We start from the raw sequence: 14,161 nt of genomic DNA on the forward strand, positions 1-14,161 counted from the left end.
AAAAAAGAGTGCAGTTCGCCCAATGCGGACGAACCCAGGATAGTTGTGCCTTATTTGCCCGACTTGACCTTGGTCCAGCTACGGGTCATCAAACGCTGAATATTGGGTGGCAACTCGGTCGACACGTAGGTCTTGTCGAGGACGGCTTGCGGTGGATAAACCGCTTCGTCGGTACGAATGGACTGCTCCATCAGCTTGTCCGAACCCGGGTTGGGGTTGGCATAACCGACATAATCACTGACCTGGGCGATCACCTCAGGTTTCAGCAAATAATTGATGAAGGCGTGGGCTTCTTTGACGTTGGACGAGTCCTTGGGAATCGCCAGCATGTCGAACCACAGCGCGCCGCCTTCTTTCGGGATCGAGTAGGCGATGTTCACGCCCTTCTTGGCTTCTTCGGCGCGATTCTTGGCCTGGAAGATGTCGCCGGAGAAGCCGATGGCCACGCAGATGTCGCCGTTGGCCAGGTCGCCGATGTATTTGGACGAGTGGAAGTAGGTCACGTAAGGACGCACCGCGAGCAGTTTGGCGGTGGCTTTTTCGTAGTCTTTGGTGTTGGTGCTGTTGGCGTTCAGGCCCATGTAGTTGAGCACGGTCGGCATCATTTCATCGGCCGAATCGAGGAACGCTACGCCGCAGCTGTGCAGCTTCTTGATGTTTTCCGGTTCGAACAGCACGGCCCAGGAATCGATCTTGTCGACGCCCAGCACGGCTTTGACTTTATCGACGTTGTAACCGATGCCGTTGGTGCCCCACAGGTAAGGCACAGCGTACAGGTTGCCCGGATCGTTCTGCTCCAGACGCTTGAGCAGTACAGGGTCGAGGTTGGAATAGTTCGGCAGCTGCGTCTTGTCGAGCTTCTGGAACGCACCCGCCTTGATCTGCTTGCCGAGGAAATGGTTCGACGGCACGACCACGTCGTAACCGGTACGCCCGGCCAGCAGCTTGCCTTCCAGGGTCTCGTTGGAGTCGAACACGTCGTAGACCGGCTTGATCCCGGACGCTTTCTCGAAGTCGGCCAGAGTGGTCTCGCCGATGTAATCGGACCAATTATAAATATGCACCGTACCGGCGGCTTGGGCACCGACAGCAATCGTCAGGCCGGCAGTGGCCAGCAGGGCTTTGCGCAAAGAAGAAAAAATAGGCAAGTGGAGGTCCTCTAAATTAGTTGGGCCCAAGTTGCCCCGCGCTGCATGACAGCCATCGCTGCCCGGCAACAAAACCGGCGCGCAACTTACCCTCGAAAAACCGTTCCAGCAAAACTTTCTGTCATTTAATTATCCCGCTGGCCGCCCTCGCAGAGACGACGGCCAGCGGTTACTGCGTCAAACCGGCTTATTTGCCGGATTTGATCTTGGTCCAGCTGCGAGTGATCAGGCGCAGGGTCGCTGCGTCCAGGTCGCTGATCGCGTAGAGCTGTTTCTTCACTTCAGCCGACGGATAGATGCTCGGATCGCTGGTGATGTCTTTGTCCACCAGCGGCGTGGCCGCCTTGTTGCCGTTCGGGAAACGCACGGCGTTGGTGATGCCGGCCATCACTTGCGGCTCAAGCAGGTAGTTCATGAACTTGTAGGCGGCTTCGACGTTTTCGGCATCCTTGGGAATGGCGACCATGTCGTAGAACGTGCCAGCACCTTCTTTTGGAATGGTGTAGGCCAGCTTGACCTTGTCGCCGGCTTCCTGGGCGCGGGTCTTGGATTGTTCCAGGTCACCCGAGTAACCGACGGCAACGCAGATGTTGCCGTTGGCCAGGTCCGAGATGTACTTGGAAGAATGGAAGTAGGCAACCGAAGGACGAATCTTCAGGAACAGGTCTTCGGCGGCTTTCAGATCAGCCTTGTCTTTGCTGTTGGTAGGCTTGCCCAGATAGTGCAGAGCCGCCGGAATCATTTCGGTCGGGGCGTCGAGGAAGCTCACGCCGCAGCTTTTGAGTTTCTCGATGTTTTCAGGCTTGAACACGATGTCCCAGGAATCGATCTTGTCGATCCCCAGCGCAGCCTTGACCTTCGCCGGGTTGTAGCCGATCCCGATGGAGCCCCACATGTACGGGAACGCGTGCTTGTTGCCCTGGTCGCTGGCATCGCCAACGGCCTTGAGCAGGTCTTCGTCGAGGTTCTTCCAGTTCGGCAGCTTGGACTTGTCCAGCTCCTGGTAAACACCGGCCTTGATCTGCTTGGCGAGGAAGTTGTTGGAAGGCACCACAATGTCGTAACCGGATTTACCGGCCAGCAGCTTGGCTTCCAGGGTTTCGTTGCTGTCGAATACGTCGTAGACGACTTTGATCCCGGTGGCCTTCTCGAAGTTGGCGACCGTGTCCGGCGCGATGTAGTCGGACCAGTTATAGACGTGCAATACCTTGTCGTCCGCCTGAACCGCACCCGCCATCATGCCCGCCAGGGACAGTGCGAGCAGTGTCTTGCCAGCAAGCTTTTTACCTAATGCCTTCATGCGTCATGCTCCAAATTTTTCTTTTTTGAACCACTTTGTTCAGCGGCCGAACCCGGACAACTGGAACCGCGGCTAGTCTGGCAAGATCCGAGGCGGTCTTTCAAGAAAAGACCAGCCTTTCTGACAGCTTCGAGCGAGTGCGCCGCAGCTCCCCCGCTCGAAGCCTAGCACCTAGCCCTGCAATGCACTGAGGGTCAGGTCCAGACACTTGCGTGCCTTTGTAACCAACTCGTCGATCTCCGCTTTGCTGATCACCAGCGGCGGCGCGATGATCATGGTGTCACCCACGGCACGCATGATCAGCCCGTTATCGAAGCAGAACTGCCGACAGATCATGCCGACGCCCTTGCCTTCGTAACGCTTGCGAGTGGCTTTGTCCTGCACCAGCTCGATCGCCCCCAGCAGCCCGACTCCGCGAACTTCACCCACCAACGGGTGATCGTTCAGTTCCCGCAGACGTTTCTGCAAATACGGTGCCGTTTCGTTGTGGACGTTCTCGATAATTTTTTCGTCGCGCAGAATGCGGATGTTTTCCAGACCCACCGCCGCCGCCACCGGGTGACCGGAGTAGGTGAAGCCGTGGTTGAAATCGCCGCCCTCATTGAGCACTGCCACCACCGAGTCACGGACGATCAGGCCACCCATTGGGATATAGCCGGAGGTCAGGCCTTTGGCGATGGTCATCATGTCGGGCTTGAGGTCGTAGAAATCGCTGCCGAACCACTCACCGGTACGGCCGAAACCGCAGATCACTTCGTCGGCGACGAAGAGGATGTCGTACTTGGCGAGGATTTCCTTGATGCGCGGCCAGTAGGTGTCTGGCGGAATGATCACGCCACCGGCACCCTGAATCGGTTCGGCAATAAAGGCACCGACGTTGTCGACGCCGACTTCGAGAATCTTCTCTTCCAGTTGATTCGCCGCCAAGATGCCGAACTCTTCCGGCGACATGTCGCCACCTTCGGCGAACCAGTAAGGCTGCGCGATGTGGACGATGCCCGGGATCGGCAAGTCGCCCTGTTCGTGCATATAAGTCATGCCACCCAGGCTCGCGCCGGCCACGGTGGAACCGTGATAACCGTTCTTGCGGCTGATGATGACTTTCTTGTTCGGCTGGCCCTTGATCGCCCAGTAGTGACGAACCATACGCAGCATGGTGTCGTTGCCTTCGGAGCCGGAACCGGTGAAGAACACGTGGTTCATGCCTTCTGGCGCGACGTCGGCGATGGCCTTGGCCAGTTCCAGTGCCGGCGGGTGCGCGGTCTGGAAGAACAGGTTGTAGTAAGGCAGTTCGCGCATCTGTTTGGCGGCGGCGTCGGCCAGTTCATCGCGACCGTAACCGATGGCCACGCACCACAGGCCGGCCATGCCGTCGAGGATCTTGTTGCCTTCGCTGTCCCACAGGTAAACGCCCTTGGCGTTGGTAATGATCCGTGGGCCCTTCTCTTTCAATTGCTTGAAGTCGCTGAACGGGGCCAGGTGGTGATCGCTGCTCAGCGCTTGCCACTCACGGGTTTGCGGGTTGTTGCTGGTCATGCCAATTCTCCTTGTTATCGGTGAAGGCGCGGCGCCTGAGCACCGCGCCCGGCGTATCAGACGGCGAAGAGCAGGTACTCACGCTCCCACGAACTGATCACGCGCTTGAAGTTTTCATGCTCGGCCCGCTTGACCGCGACGTAGCCCGTGATGAAAGTTTTGCCCAGATACTTCTCGATGGTCGCGCTGTTTTCCATACGCTCCAGCGCGTCTTCGATGGTCAGCGGCAGGCGCAGGTTGCGGCGCTCGTAGCCACGACCGACCACCGGCGCACTCGGGTTGAGGCCTTCAACCATGCCGATGTAACCGCAGAGCAGGCTCGCGGCAATTGCCAGGTACGGGTTGGCGTCGGCACCCGGCAGGCGGTTTTCCACACGGCGGTTCTGCGGGCCGGCATCCGGTACGCGCAGACCTACGGTGCGGTTTTCTTCGCCCCACTCCACGTTCACCGGCGCCGAGGTGTCCGGCAGGAAGCGGCGGAACGAGTTGACGTTCGGCGCGAACAACGGGAGCAGCTCGGGGATCAATTTCTGCAGGCCACCGATGTGGTGCAGGAACAACTGGCTCATGGTCCCGTCTTCATTGGAGAACACGTTCTTGCCGGTCTCGATGTCGATGATGCTCTGGTGCAGGTGCATGGCACTGCCCGGCTCGCCCGTCATCGGCTTGGCCATGAAAGTGGCAGCCACATCATGCTTGAGCGCGGCTTCACGCATGGTGCGTTTGAACACCAGAATCTGATCGGCCAGCGACAGCGCGTCGCCGTGACGGAAGTTGATTTCCATCTGCGCCGTGCCGTCTTCGTGGATCAGCGTGTCGAGGTCCAGCTCCTGCAATTCGCACCAGTCGTAGACGTCTTCGAACAGCGGGTCGAATTCGTTCGCAGCTTCAATAGAGAACGACTGACGTCCGATTTCCGGACGCCCGGAACGACCGATCGGCGGCTGCAACGGATAGTCCGGGTCGTCACTGCGCTTGGTCAGGTAGAACTCCATTTCCGGCGCCACGATTGGCTGCCAGCCTTTGTCGGCGTAGAGCTTCAACACTTTCTTGAGGACGTTGCGCGGCGACAGCTCGATCGGGTTGCCTTGCTTGTCGTAGGTGTCGTGGATCACCTGGGCAGTCGGCTCTATGGCCCATGGCACCAGATACACGGCGTTCTGATCGGGGCGGCAGATCATGTCGATGTCGGCCGGGTCGAGCAGTTCGTAATAGATGTCGTCTTCGACATAGTCGCCGGTCACGGTCTGCAACAGCACGCTCTCTGGCAGGCGCATGCCCTTCTCGGCGATGAATTTGTTGGTCGGCGAGATTTTGCCCCGGGTGATACCGGTCAAGTCGCCGATCATGCATTCGACTTCTGTGATCTTGTGGTCTTTCAACCAATCGGTGAGCTGGTCGAGGTTGTTACTCATAAATGCCTCTGGGCTGAGTCTCCTGACGTGGTGTCAGGGAAAGTTTGACGCTGGGGCGTCGCGTTAAAGGGGGCTTGCTTGCGCGCAGTACCGGCTTACGCCCGGCACCGCGCATAGACAATGAAAGAGGAGCTTACCTGCCCTTTACGCTGGCGTTGCATTTCCTGTGCAAACTCATGGCGTGCAGAATCATGAGCACGCTTTGCGGAGCGGCACGGGCTTTGGGAGAGAAAGAGATCTATATTGAAAGGAGACGCCATAAAGCGGATGCCCTGTCGTGCGTCCAGAATATCGGACGCTGCCGTTTTGGCTGCGGCTGACGACAACTTCGTCTCCAGGCTGCGAGCCTCAAAGGCTGCGCTCTGTACGGACGATTCGCCACTGATGGGATAAGCATGCAGACCGTACTGTTGCGAGCAGTCGGTGACGCCGATTATCGGCAGGCGAGACATGAAGCACCCCGGTATTATTGCTGTTATGGGTTTGATCGGAGCTTAGCCTTGTTCATTTTTTTACACAACACCCCCGTAAAAAATACAACACGGCCTGCTCAAGCCCGCGGGTGCCAAGTCTCCCAAGGACAAAAAAATGCCCAAAACTGCCCCATAAATGCCCTCGCAGCGCTTTTTTAGGGCAAAAAAGGCCTTGCTTGACTTCGGCAGGCCGTTCGGGTTGACTGAAACCAGAAAAGATCAATGATTGATATTTTTAACAACAAAGGTGTTGCATCATGTCGGTACCCCCGCGTGCCGTTCAGCTCAACGAAGCGAACGCGTTCCTTAAGGAACATCCTGAGGTTCTGTACGTTGACCTTCTGATTGCGGATATGAATGGTGTGGTGCGCGGCAAGCGCATTGAACGCACCAGCCTCCACAAGGTTTACGAGAAAGGCATCAACCTGCCGGCCTCTCTATTTGCTCTGGATATCAACGGCTCTACGGTGGAAAGCACCGGCCTGGGCCTGGACATCGGCGACGCCGATCGTATCTGCTATCCAATTCCTGACACCCTGTGCAACGAGCCATGGCAGAAGCGCCCTACCGCGCAACTGTTGATGACCATGCACGAACTCGAAGGCGACCCGTTCTTTGCGGATCCGCGCGAAGTGCTCCGTCAAGTTGTTGCAAAGTTTGACGAGCTCGGCTTGACCATCTGCGCCGCTTTCGAACTCGAGTTCTACCTGATCGACCAGGAAAACGTGAACGGCCGTCCACAGCCGCCACGCTCGCCGATCTCCGGCAAACGCCCGCACTCGACTCAGGTCTACCTGATCGACGACCTCGACGAATACGTCGACTGCCTCCAGGACATTCTGGAAGGTGCAAAAGAGCAAGGCATCCCGGCCGACGCCATCGTCAAGGAAAGTGCTCCGGCGCAGTTCGAAGTGAACCTGCACCACGTCGCCGACCCGATCAAGGCGTGCGACTACGCGGTACTGCTCAAGCGTCTGATCAAGAACATCGCCTACGACCATGAAATGGACACCACCTTCATGGCCAAGCCTTACCCGGGCCAGGCAGGCAATGGTTTGCACGTGCATATTTCGATTCTGGACAAAGAAGGCAAGAACATCTTTGCCAGCGAGGATCCCGAGCAGAACGCCGCATTGCGTCACGCAATCGGCGGTGTGCTGGAGACCCTGCCCGCTCAAATGGCGTTCCTGTGCCCTAACGTCAACTCGTACCGCCGTTTCGGCGCACAGTTCTACGTGCCGAACTCGCCGTGCTGGGGCCTGGACAACCGCACCGTGGCGATTCGCGTACCGACCGGCTCGTCCGATGCCGTGCGTATCGAACACCGCGTGGCCGGTGCCGACGCCAACCCGTACCTGCTGATGGCTTCGGTGCTGGCCGGCGTGCATCACGGCCTGACCAACAAGATCGAGCCGGGCGCGCCTGTCGAAGGCAACAGCTACGAGCAGAACGAGCAAAGCCTGCCGAACAACTTGCGCGATGCCCTGCGTGAGCTGGACGACAGCGAGGTGATGGCCAAGTACATCGATCCGAAATACATCGATATCTTCGTCGCCTGCAAAGAGAGCGAGCTGGAGGAGTTCGAACACTCCATCTCCGACCTCGAGTACAACTGGTATCTGCATACCGTTTAAGCGGATTGCAGCTACAAAAAAACGCCGTCGGCTATCACAGCCTGCGGCGTTTTTTTATGGCCTCTGTGGTGAAGGGATTTATCCCCTCGCCACAGGTCGGCAGACAACACACAAACCGGCTCGTACAATGCCCGCTGCCCCGCAGGAGACTTCCATGACGCGACCCGCCCCCCTTCGCAAACCCCGCGCCCGCAGTCAGGCACGGATCGATTCGATACTCGACGCCGCGCGTATCTTGCTGGCAACCGAGGGCGTGGCCAGTCTGTCGATCTACAGCGTGGCCGAGCGCGCACAGATTCCGCCCTCCTCGGTTTATCACTTCTTCGCCAGCGTCCCAGCCCTACTTGAGGCACTCACCGCCGACGTACACGCTGCATTCCGTGCCTGCCTGCAAGCGCCGATCGATCATGAGGCCCTGCGCGACTGGCGCGACCTGTCACGACTGGTTGAACAGCGGATGTTGGAGATCTACGACGAAGACGCTGCCGCCCGGCAGTTGATCCTGGCTCAGCATGGATTGACGGAAGTCACTCAGGCTGACCGTCAGCACGATATCGAGTTGGGCGACCTGATGCACAAGCTGTTCGACCATCACTTCGAACTGCCGAGGCTGCCGGATGATGTCGATGTGTTCGCTCTGGCGATGGAGTTGGGCGACCGCGTCTATGCGCGCTCGGTGCAGCAGCACGGGCAGATCACGCCGCGCATGGCCGAGGAAGGGATGCGGGTGTTTGATGCTTACATCGGGTTATACCTGCCGCCGCACCTGCCCAAAAGACCTCTGGTGATCTGACCGGCCTCATCGCTGGCAAGCCAGCTCCCACAGGATTACGTCGGTCACAAAATCTGCACCCACTGAAAATCCTTGTGGGAGCTGGCTTGCCAGCGATGGCAGCACCACTTTTTCCAGGTCATGCGCACAAAGAAAAACCCCGGAGGGCTCACACCCTCCGGGGTTGTTTTTTATCCACAGCCTTACAACTTGGCGATGGAAACCTCAGTGGATTTCACAAAGGCGATCACTTCACTGCCGACCACCAGTTCCAGCTCTTTTACCGAACGGGTGGTGATCACCGAAGTGACGATGCCGGAAGCAGTCTGCACGTCGATTTCCGACAGCACGTCACCGAGGACGATTTCCTTGATCGAGCCTTTGAACTGGTTGCGCACGTTGATGGCTTTGATAGTCATGGCAATGATTCCTGTCGTTTGCTTGAGTTATTGAGCCCAACGCAGTTGCGTAGGCAGTGGTGAAACGGGTTCCGGTGCTGGCGGTTCGCCGGGCAGGGAAAGAACGCGGTTGAGCACTTCGGTTTCCAGCGCGGCCAATCGGTGCGAACCACGCACCCTCGGCCGCGGCAGTTCCACTTGCAGATCGAGACCGACTTCGCCGTCCTCGATCAGAATCACTCGATCGGCAATGGCCACCGCTTCGCTGACATCGTGGGTCACCAGCAACACGGTGAAACCATGCTGCTGCCAGAGGCGTTCGATCAGTTGCTGCATCTCGATCCGAGTCAGCGCATCCAGCGCGCCGAGCGGCTCGTCGAGCAACAGTAGACGCGGTTGGTGGATCAGCGCCCGAGCCAGCGCAACACGTTGCTTCTGTCCACCCGACAAAGCGGCAGGCCATTCATTGGCGCGATCCGCCAGCCCCACTGCTTCCAGCGCGTCCAGTGCTTGCGGGCGCCAGTTGCCCTTGAGGCCGAGACCCACGTTGTCGATGATCTTTTTCCACGGCAGCAGCCGCGCTTCCTGGAACATCAGTCGGGTGTCTTCCCGCGCATCGCTGAGCGGCGCTGTGCCTGCAAGCAAGTCGCCGCCCGTTGGCTGATCCAAGCCGGCAAGCAAGCGCAGCAAGGTGCTTTTGCCGCAACCACTGCGCCCGACCACAGCGACGAACTGCCCCGCCGGAATGTGCAGATCGATGTCACGCAAAACCTGGCGCGAACCGAAAGTCTTTTGCAGATTGCGCACCGCCAGCGGTATCCCGCGCAGCAGGCGTGGAGGTTGTTGAGCGGTCATGCTGCACCTCCCTTGGCAACCTGATAGGCCGGATGCCAACGCAGCCACACACGCTCAAGTCCGCGTGCTGCGAGGTCGGCGAGTTTGCCGAGCACCGCGTAAAGCAGGATCGCAAGGACCACCACGTCGGTCTGCAAAAACTCCCGGGCATTCATCGCCAGATAGCCGATGCCGGAGCTGGCCGAGATGGTTTCAGCGACGATCAGCGTCAGCCACATGAAGCCCAGGGCAAAGCGCACGCCGACCAGAATCGAAGGCAGCGCGCCCGGCAGAATCACCTGCCAGAACAGGCTGAAACCGGAGAGGCCATAACTGCGCGCCATCTCCACCAGCGCTGGGTCGACGTTGCGGATGCCGTGATAGGTGTTGAGGTAAATCGGGAACAACGTGCCCAACGCCACGAGAAAAATCTTCGCCGACTCGTCGATGCCGAACCACAGGATTACCAGCGGAATCAGCGCCAGATGCGGCACATTGCGGACCATCTGCACCGAGCTGTCGAGCAGGCGTTCACCCCACTTCGACAGGCCGGTGATAAACCCCAGTACCAGGCCGATGCTGCCACCGATGGTGAAGCCCAGCGCCGCACGCCAGCCGCTGATCGCAAGGTGCGTCCAGATCTCGCCGCTGCGCACCAGACTGATGCCGGCCTCGACCACCGCCACCGGTGCCGGCAGGATCCGTGTCGACAACCATCCCGCCGACACCGACAACTGCCACACCGCCAGCAGCAACACCGGCAACGCCCACGGTGCGAGGCTGTGGATAATTTTCTTCATGGCGCGCCTCAGCTCTGGGACGCGGCTTTGGGAAGAATGTCGTTGGCCACCATCTCGCCAAACGGGCTGACGTAACCGGCGCTTTTCGGCAGTTCCGGGCGCTCGATGTCGAGGTGCGGAAACAACAGTTCAGCCACGCGATACGACTCTTCGAGGTGTGGATAACCGGAGAAGATGAAGGTGTCGATGCCCAGATCGGCGTATTCCTTCACCCGCGCGGCCACGGTCGGGCCATCGCCGACCAGCGCCGTACCGGCACCACCGCGTACCAGGCCGACACCGGCCCACAGGTTCGGGCTGACTTCGAGGTTGTCGCGACTGCCGCCGTGCAGTGCGGCCATGCGTTGCTGGCCGACCGAGTCGAATCGGGCCAGCGAGGCTTGAGCACGAGCGATGGTGTCGTCATCCAGATGCGAGATCAGCCGATCCGCCGCTTGCCACGCCTCGGCATTGGTTTCGCGGACGATCACATGCAGTCGGATGCCGAAGCGCACGGTGCGGCCGAGCTTGGCGGCTTTGGCGCGCACCTGTTCGATCTTCTCGGCGACGGCTGCTGGCGGCTCGCCCCACGTCAGGACCATTTCGACCTGTTCGGCAGCCAGATCCTGCGCCGCTTCCGAAGAACCGCCGAAATACAGCGGCGGACGCGGTTGCTGGATCGGCGGATAGAGCAATTTGGCACCTTTCACGCTGATGTGCTGACCGTCGTAATCCACGGTTTCGCCTTCCAGCACACGACGCCAGATACGCGTGAATTCCACCGAGGCCTGATAGCGCTCTTCGTGGCTGAGGAACAGTCCGTCGCCGGCCAACTCTTCCGGATCGCCACCGGTCACCAGGTTAAACAACGCACGGCCACCGGACAGGCGATCCAGGGTTGCTGCCTGACGCGCCGCGACTGTCGGGGAAATGATCCCGGGGCGCAGGGCGACTAGGAACTTCAGACGCTGGGTCACCGGAATCAGCGACGCGGCCACCAGCCACGAGTCTTCGCAGGAACGACCGGTGGGAATCAGCACCCCGCCAAAGCCCAGACGATCCGCCGCTTGCGCAACCTGTTGCAGATAGCCGTGGTCGACGGCGCGCGCACCTTCGGCAGTACCTAGGTAATGGCCGTCGCCGTGGGTAGGCAGGAACCAGAAGATATTGAGGCTCATGGAGTGGTCTCCTTGGGGATTCGATTTACTGGGCTTGGGTGACTGAGCGTTGGGCCACAGCGGCCGGTGGTGCCCAGATCACATCCTTGATGCTCAAAGGCTTGGGAATCAGCTTGAGCTGGTAAAAGGTGTCGGCGATTTTCTGCTGCGCGGCGACCACTTCCGGGGTCAGGAACAGCGCACCGTAGCCTTGACGTTTCACCGAAGTCAGGGTGATGTCCGCCGGCAGACCGAGCAGAGGCGCAACCTGCTGGGTCACGTCTTCAGGATTGGCTTTGGACCACTCGCCAACGGCGCGCACCTCTTCGACGAGGGTCTTGATGACCTCGGGATTTTTCTGTGCGTAGGGTTTGGTCGCCAGATAGAACTGGTGGTTGTCGACAATGCCTTTACCGTCGCGCAGGGTGTGCGCTTGCAGCTGTTTCTCGGCGGCCGCCTGGTACGGATCCCAGATGACCCAGGCGTCGACGCTGCCCCGTTCGAACGCGGCGCGGGCATCGGCCGGTGGCAGGAATACGGTTTGAATGTCGGTGTATTTGAGGCCGGCGTCTTCCAGCGCACGCACCAGCAGGTAGTGAACGTTGGAGCCTTTGTTCAGCGCGACTTTCTTGCCCTTCAGATCCGCGACGGATTTGATCGGCGAGTCTTTCGGCACAAGGATCGCTTCACTGTTCGGCGCTGGCGGCTCGTAGGCGACGTAAAGCAAATCGGCGCCGGCAGCCTGGGCGAATACGGGTGGGGTTTCGCCCGTCACGCCGAAGTCGATCGAGCCGACGTTCAGGCCTTCGAGCAGTTGTGGGCCACCGGGAAACTCAGTCCATTGCACGTCCACGCCTTGGGCGGCCAGACGTTTTTCCAACGTCCCTTTGGCTTTGAGCAGCACCAGCGTGCCGTACTTTTGATAACCGATCCGAAGCGTCTCGGCCTGAGCTTGAGTGATGGCGCCGAAGGACACAGCCGCAGCAAACAGAGCGACCAGACCACGACGCAAAAATACAGTGCGCATAGCGCTCTCCTTTTTTGCTGTTGGGTTTTGGCTGCACCTGCTTGCCCGTTGGCGGGCGAGTAAGGCCAGTACTTCAAATTTCGATGAGACTTAAATGCTCCAGCGAGCACTCAACAAACGTTCGTTCAACAGACCCGGCTCCAGTGGTTTCGGCCGGCGGGCCATGGCACTGACAAACTGGTCCAGCGCTTCAAGCAGACGCTGTTCCAGCGCCGGCGCCAGCTGCGCCGCGGCACTGCCTTCGCCATACGCGATCTGGCTGTCCTCGGCAAAAATTCCTTGGAGCATTTCCTGGGCTTTCAATGCCGACAACACAGGCTTGAGGGCGTAATCGACCACCAACATGTGGGCGATGCTGCCGCCGGTGGCCATCGGCAAAACAATCTTGTGGCTCAGGGCACGCTCGGGCAGCAGGTCCAGCAGAGTCTTCAGGGCGCCGGAGAACGAAGCCTTGTAAACCGGCGTGGCGATCAGCAGGCCATCGGCGCTTTCAATCTGAGCGAGCAGGTCGAGCACTTTGGGGCTGTCGAAGCGGGCGTGGAGCAGATCCTCGGCCGGGAAGTCCCGCACCTGATAACTCACCACTTCCACCCCTTGCTCCTGCAACCAGCGTTGCGAGCGCTCCAGCAACACCCCGGATCGGGAGCGTTGGCTAGGACTGCCACCGAGTGAGACAACCAGCATTCAGACGATTCCTTGAGCGTTACAGGCGATTCGCGGATTGCGATCTCGCTTCGATGGGAGTGACCTTACCAGTTGATTTATATATCCATAAATCATATTTATTCATTTGGTTATGCGTTTTAGAGATATAACACCGAGATTGTTCCGGACGAAAAAAAGGCCGTCGAAACGGCCTGAACCCCCCTGCTTTGTGGTTCTGTGTTGAGCGGACTGGCGCCATCGCGAGCAGGCTCACTCCTACATGGGAACGCATTTCAAATGTAGGAGTGAGCCTGCTCGCGATGACAGTGGTGGCTACACCGCCAATCTCACTGATTCACTTGTTCGGCTGCGGCGTCAGGCGCAGGTACGGCTTCACCGCGCGATACCCCTTCGGAAAGCGTTTCTTGATCTCTTCCTCATCCTTGAGCGACGGCACGATCACCACCTCCTCACCGTCCTGCCAGTTGGCCGGCGTGGCCACCTTGTAGTTGTCGGTGAGTTGCAGCGAATCGATCACCCGCAGGATCTCGTGGAAGTTGCGCCCGGTACTCGCCGGGTAGGTGATGGTCAGGCGAATCTTCTTGCTGGGATCGATCACGAACAGCGAACGCACGGTGAGGGTGTCGTTGGCGTTCGGGTGGATCAGATCGTACAGATCGGAAACCTTGCGATCGGCATCGGCCAGGATCGGAAAGTTGACGACCGTGTTCTGGGTTTCGTTGATGTCTTCGATCCACTTGTGGTGCGAGTCCACCGGATCGACCGACAGCGCGATGGCTTTGACGCCGCGCTTGCTGAATTCATCCTTGAGCTTGGCGGTAAAACCCAGCTCGGTGGTGCACACCGGGGTGAAATCCGCCGGGTGGGAGAACAGCACGCCCCAGCTATCGCCCAGCCATTCGTGGAAACGAATCTTGCCGGCACTGGAGTCTTGTTCGAAATCGGGGGCGATGTCGCCGAGTCTGAGGCTCATGGTGCTGCTCCTGATGAGTTGTTGGAGACCTCAACTGTAGCTGGGGTTT

14 protein-coding genes are annotated in these 14,161 nt (G+C 59.2%); 2 read left to right on the forward strand and 12 right to left on the reverse strand.

Features of this window, described 5'->3' with window-relative positions:
- Window positions 1-50 precede the first annotated feature (50 nt).
- The 5 genes from PSH79_RS26515 to PSH79_RS26535 all read right to left on the reverse strand — a co-directional run bounded on the left by PSH79_RS26515 (window position 51) and on the right by PSH79_RS26535 (window position 5,851).
- A complete protein-coding gene (locus tag PSH79_RS26515) occupies window positions 51-1,148 on the reverse strand; it encodes a polyamine ABC transporter substrate-binding protein (RefSeq protein ID WP_187681048.1) in 1,098 nt (365 codons plus the stop codon).
- Window positions 1,149-1,335: 187 nt separating this feature from the next.
- Window positions 1,336-2,448, reverse strand: a complete 1,113-nt coding sequence (locus PSH79_RS26520) for a polyamine ABC transporter substrate-binding protein (protein ID WP_305440373.1) — start codon at window positions 2,446-2,448, stop codon at window positions 1,336-1,338.
- Window positions 2,449-2,619: 171 nt separating this feature from the next.
- Window positions 2,620-3,984 (reverse strand): aspartate aminotransferase family protein, encoded by a 1,365-nt coding sequence (locus tag PSH79_RS26525; protein ID WP_305440374.1) that lies wholly within the window; start codon window positions 3,982-3,984, stop codon window positions 2,620-2,622.
- A 56-nt stretch (window positions 3,985-4,040) separates the two neighbouring features.
- On the reverse strand, window positions 4,041-5,399 hold the full coding sequence (locus PSH79_RS26530; protein ID WP_007967993.1) for a glutamine synthetase family protein: 1,359 nt from the start codon (window positions 5,397-5,399) through the stop codon (window positions 4,041-4,043).
- Window positions 5,400-5,494: 95 nt separating this feature from the next.
- Entirely contained in the window at window positions 5,495-5,851 is a 357-nt protein-coding gene (locus PSH79_RS26535) for a glutamine amidotransferase (RefSeq protein WP_305440375.1), read from the reverse strand.
- Between the two features lie 278 nt (window positions 5,852-6,129).
- On the opposite strand from PSH79_RS26535, the gene PSH79_RS26540 reads away from it, so the two are divergent.
- Together PSH79_RS26540 and PSH79_RS26545 are read left to right on the forward strand one after the other, a co-directional pair.
- Window positions 6,130-7,506, forward strand: a complete 1,377-nt coding sequence (locus PSH79_RS26540; RefSeq protein ID WP_007913842.1) for a glutamine synthetase family protein — start codon at window positions 6,130-6,132, stop codon at window positions 7,504-7,506.
- 154 nt (window positions 7,507-7,660) lie between these two features.
- Complete coding sequence (locus tag PSH79_RS26545) at window positions 7,661-8,299, forward strand: TetR/AcrR family transcriptional regulator (protein WP_305440376.1); 639 nt, start codon at window positions 7,661-7,663, stop codon at window positions 8,297-8,299.
- A gap of 182 nt (window positions 8,300-8,481) precedes the next feature.
- On the opposite strand, the gene PSH79_RS26550 is transcribed toward PSH79_RS26545, so the two are convergent.
- The 7 genes from PSH79_RS26550 to PSH79_RS26580 all read right to left on the reverse strand — a co-directional run bounded on the left by PSH79_RS26550 (window position 8,482) and on the right by PSH79_RS26580 (window position 14,112).
- Window positions 8,482-8,697 (reverse strand): molybdopterin-binding protein, encoded by a 216-nt coding sequence (locus PSH79_RS26550; RefSeq protein WP_003229256.1) that lies wholly within the window; start codon window positions 8,695-8,697, stop codon window positions 8,482-8,484.
- Between the two features lie 27 nt (window positions 8,698-8,724).
- Window positions 8,725-9,531: an aliphatic sulfonates ABC transporter ATP-binding protein gene (ssuB, locus tag PSH79_RS26555; RefSeq protein WP_305440377.1), complete on the reverse strand. Its 807-nt coding sequence runs from the start codon at window positions 9,529-9,531 to the stop codon at window positions 8,725-8,727.
- A complete protein-coding gene (gene ssuC / locus PSH79_RS26560; protein WP_305440378.1) occupies window positions 9,528-10,310 on the reverse strand; it encodes an aliphatic sulfonate ABC transporter permease SsuC in 783 nt (260 codons plus the stop codon). The genes ssuB and ssuC overlap by 4 nt, the downstream gene beginning before the upstream one ends.
- Before the next feature lie 8 nt (window positions 10,311-10,318).
- The gene (ssuD, locus tag PSH79_RS26565) at window positions 10,319-11,467 is read right to left on the reverse strand and encodes an FMNH2-dependent alkanesulfonate monooxygenase (protein ID WP_007939251.1); all 1,149 of its coding nucleotides are present in this window, start codon (window positions 11,465-11,467) and stop codon (window positions 10,319-10,321) included.
- A 25-nt stretch (window positions 11,468-11,492) separates the two neighbouring features.
- Window positions 11,493-12,473, reverse strand: a complete 981-nt coding sequence (locus PSH79_RS26570; protein WP_305440379.1) for a sulfonate ABC transporter substrate-binding protein — start codon at window positions 12,471-12,473, stop codon at window positions 11,493-11,495.
- 90 nt (window positions 12,474-12,563) lie between these two features.
- Entirely contained in the window at window positions 12,564-13,157 is a 594-nt protein-coding gene (ssuE, locus tag PSH79_RS26575) for an NADPH-dependent FMN reductase (protein WP_305440380.1), read from the reverse strand.
- Between the two features lie 316 nt (window positions 13,158-13,473).
- Window positions 13,474-14,112: a peroxiredoxin gene (locus PSH79_RS26580; RefSeq protein ID WP_305440381.1), complete on the reverse strand. Its 639-nt coding sequence runs from the start codon at window positions 14,110-14,112 to the stop codon at window positions 13,474-13,476.
- Between the last annotated feature and the right edge of the window lie 49 nt (window positions 14,113-14,161).

This window comes from Pseudomonas sp. FP2196, from assembly GCF_030687715.1.
GTDB lineage: Bacteria > Pseudomonadota > Gammaproteobacteria > Pseudomonadales > Pseudomonadaceae > Aquipseudomonas.

What these genes read in the sequence shown, in the direction of transcription:
- PSH79_RS26530 (WP_007967993.1), bottom strand. Translation starts at nt 5,399, where the DNA reads ATGAGTAACAACCTCGACCAGCTCACCGATTGGTTGAAAGACCACAAG.
- ssuE (WP_305440380.1), bottom strand. Translation starts at nt 13,157, where the DNA reads ATGCTGGTTGTCTCACTCGGTGGCAGTCCTAGCCAACGCTCCCGATCC.
- PSH79_RS26545 (WP_305440376.1), top strand. Translation starts at nt 7,661, where the DNA reads ATGACGCGACCCGCCCCCCTTCGCAAACCCCGCGCCCGCAGTCAGGCA.
- PSH79_RS26570 (WP_305440379.1), bottom strand. Translation starts at nt 12,473, where the DNA reads ATGCGCACTGTATTTTTGCGTCGTGGTCTGGTCGCTCTGTTTGCTGCG.
- ssuB (WP_305440377.1), bottom strand. Translation starts at nt 9,531, where the DNA reads ATGACCGCTCAACAACCTCCACGCCTGCTGCGCGGGATACCGCTGGCG.
- PSH79_RS26525 (WP_305440374.1), bottom strand. Translation starts at nt 3,984, where the DNA reads ATGACCAGCAACAACCCGCAAACCCGTGAGTGGCAAGCGCTGAGCAGC.
- ssuC (WP_305440378.1), bottom strand. Translation starts at nt 10,310, where the DNA reads ATGAAGAAAATTATCCACAGCCTCGCACCGTGGGCGTTGCCGGTGTTG.
- PSH79_RS26550 (WP_003229256.1), bottom strand. Translation starts at nt 8,697, where the DNA reads ATGACTATCAAAGCCATCAACGTGCGCAACCAGTTCAAAGGCTCGATC.
- PSH79_RS26520 (WP_305440373.1), bottom strand. Translation starts at nt 2,448, where the DNA reads ATGAAGGCATTAGGTAAAAAGCTTGCTGGCAAGACACTGCTCGCACTG.
- PSH79_RS26580 (WP_305440381.1), bottom strand. Translation starts at nt 14,112, where the DNA reads ATGAGCCTCAGACTCGGCGACATCGCCCCCGATTTCGAACAAGACTCC.
- PSH79_RS26540 (WP_007913842.1), top strand. Translation starts at nt 6,130, where the DNA reads ATGTCGGTACCCCCGCGTGCCGTTCAGCTCAACGAAGCGAACGCGTTC.
- PSH79_RS26535 (WP_305440375.1), bottom strand. Translation starts at nt 5,851, where the DNA reads ATGTCTCGCCTGCCGATAATCGGCGTCACCGACTGCTCGCAACAGTAC.
- ssuD (WP_007939251.1), bottom strand. Translation starts at nt 11,467, where the DNA reads ATGAGCCTCAATATCTTCTGGTTCCTGCCTACCCACGGCGACGGCCAT.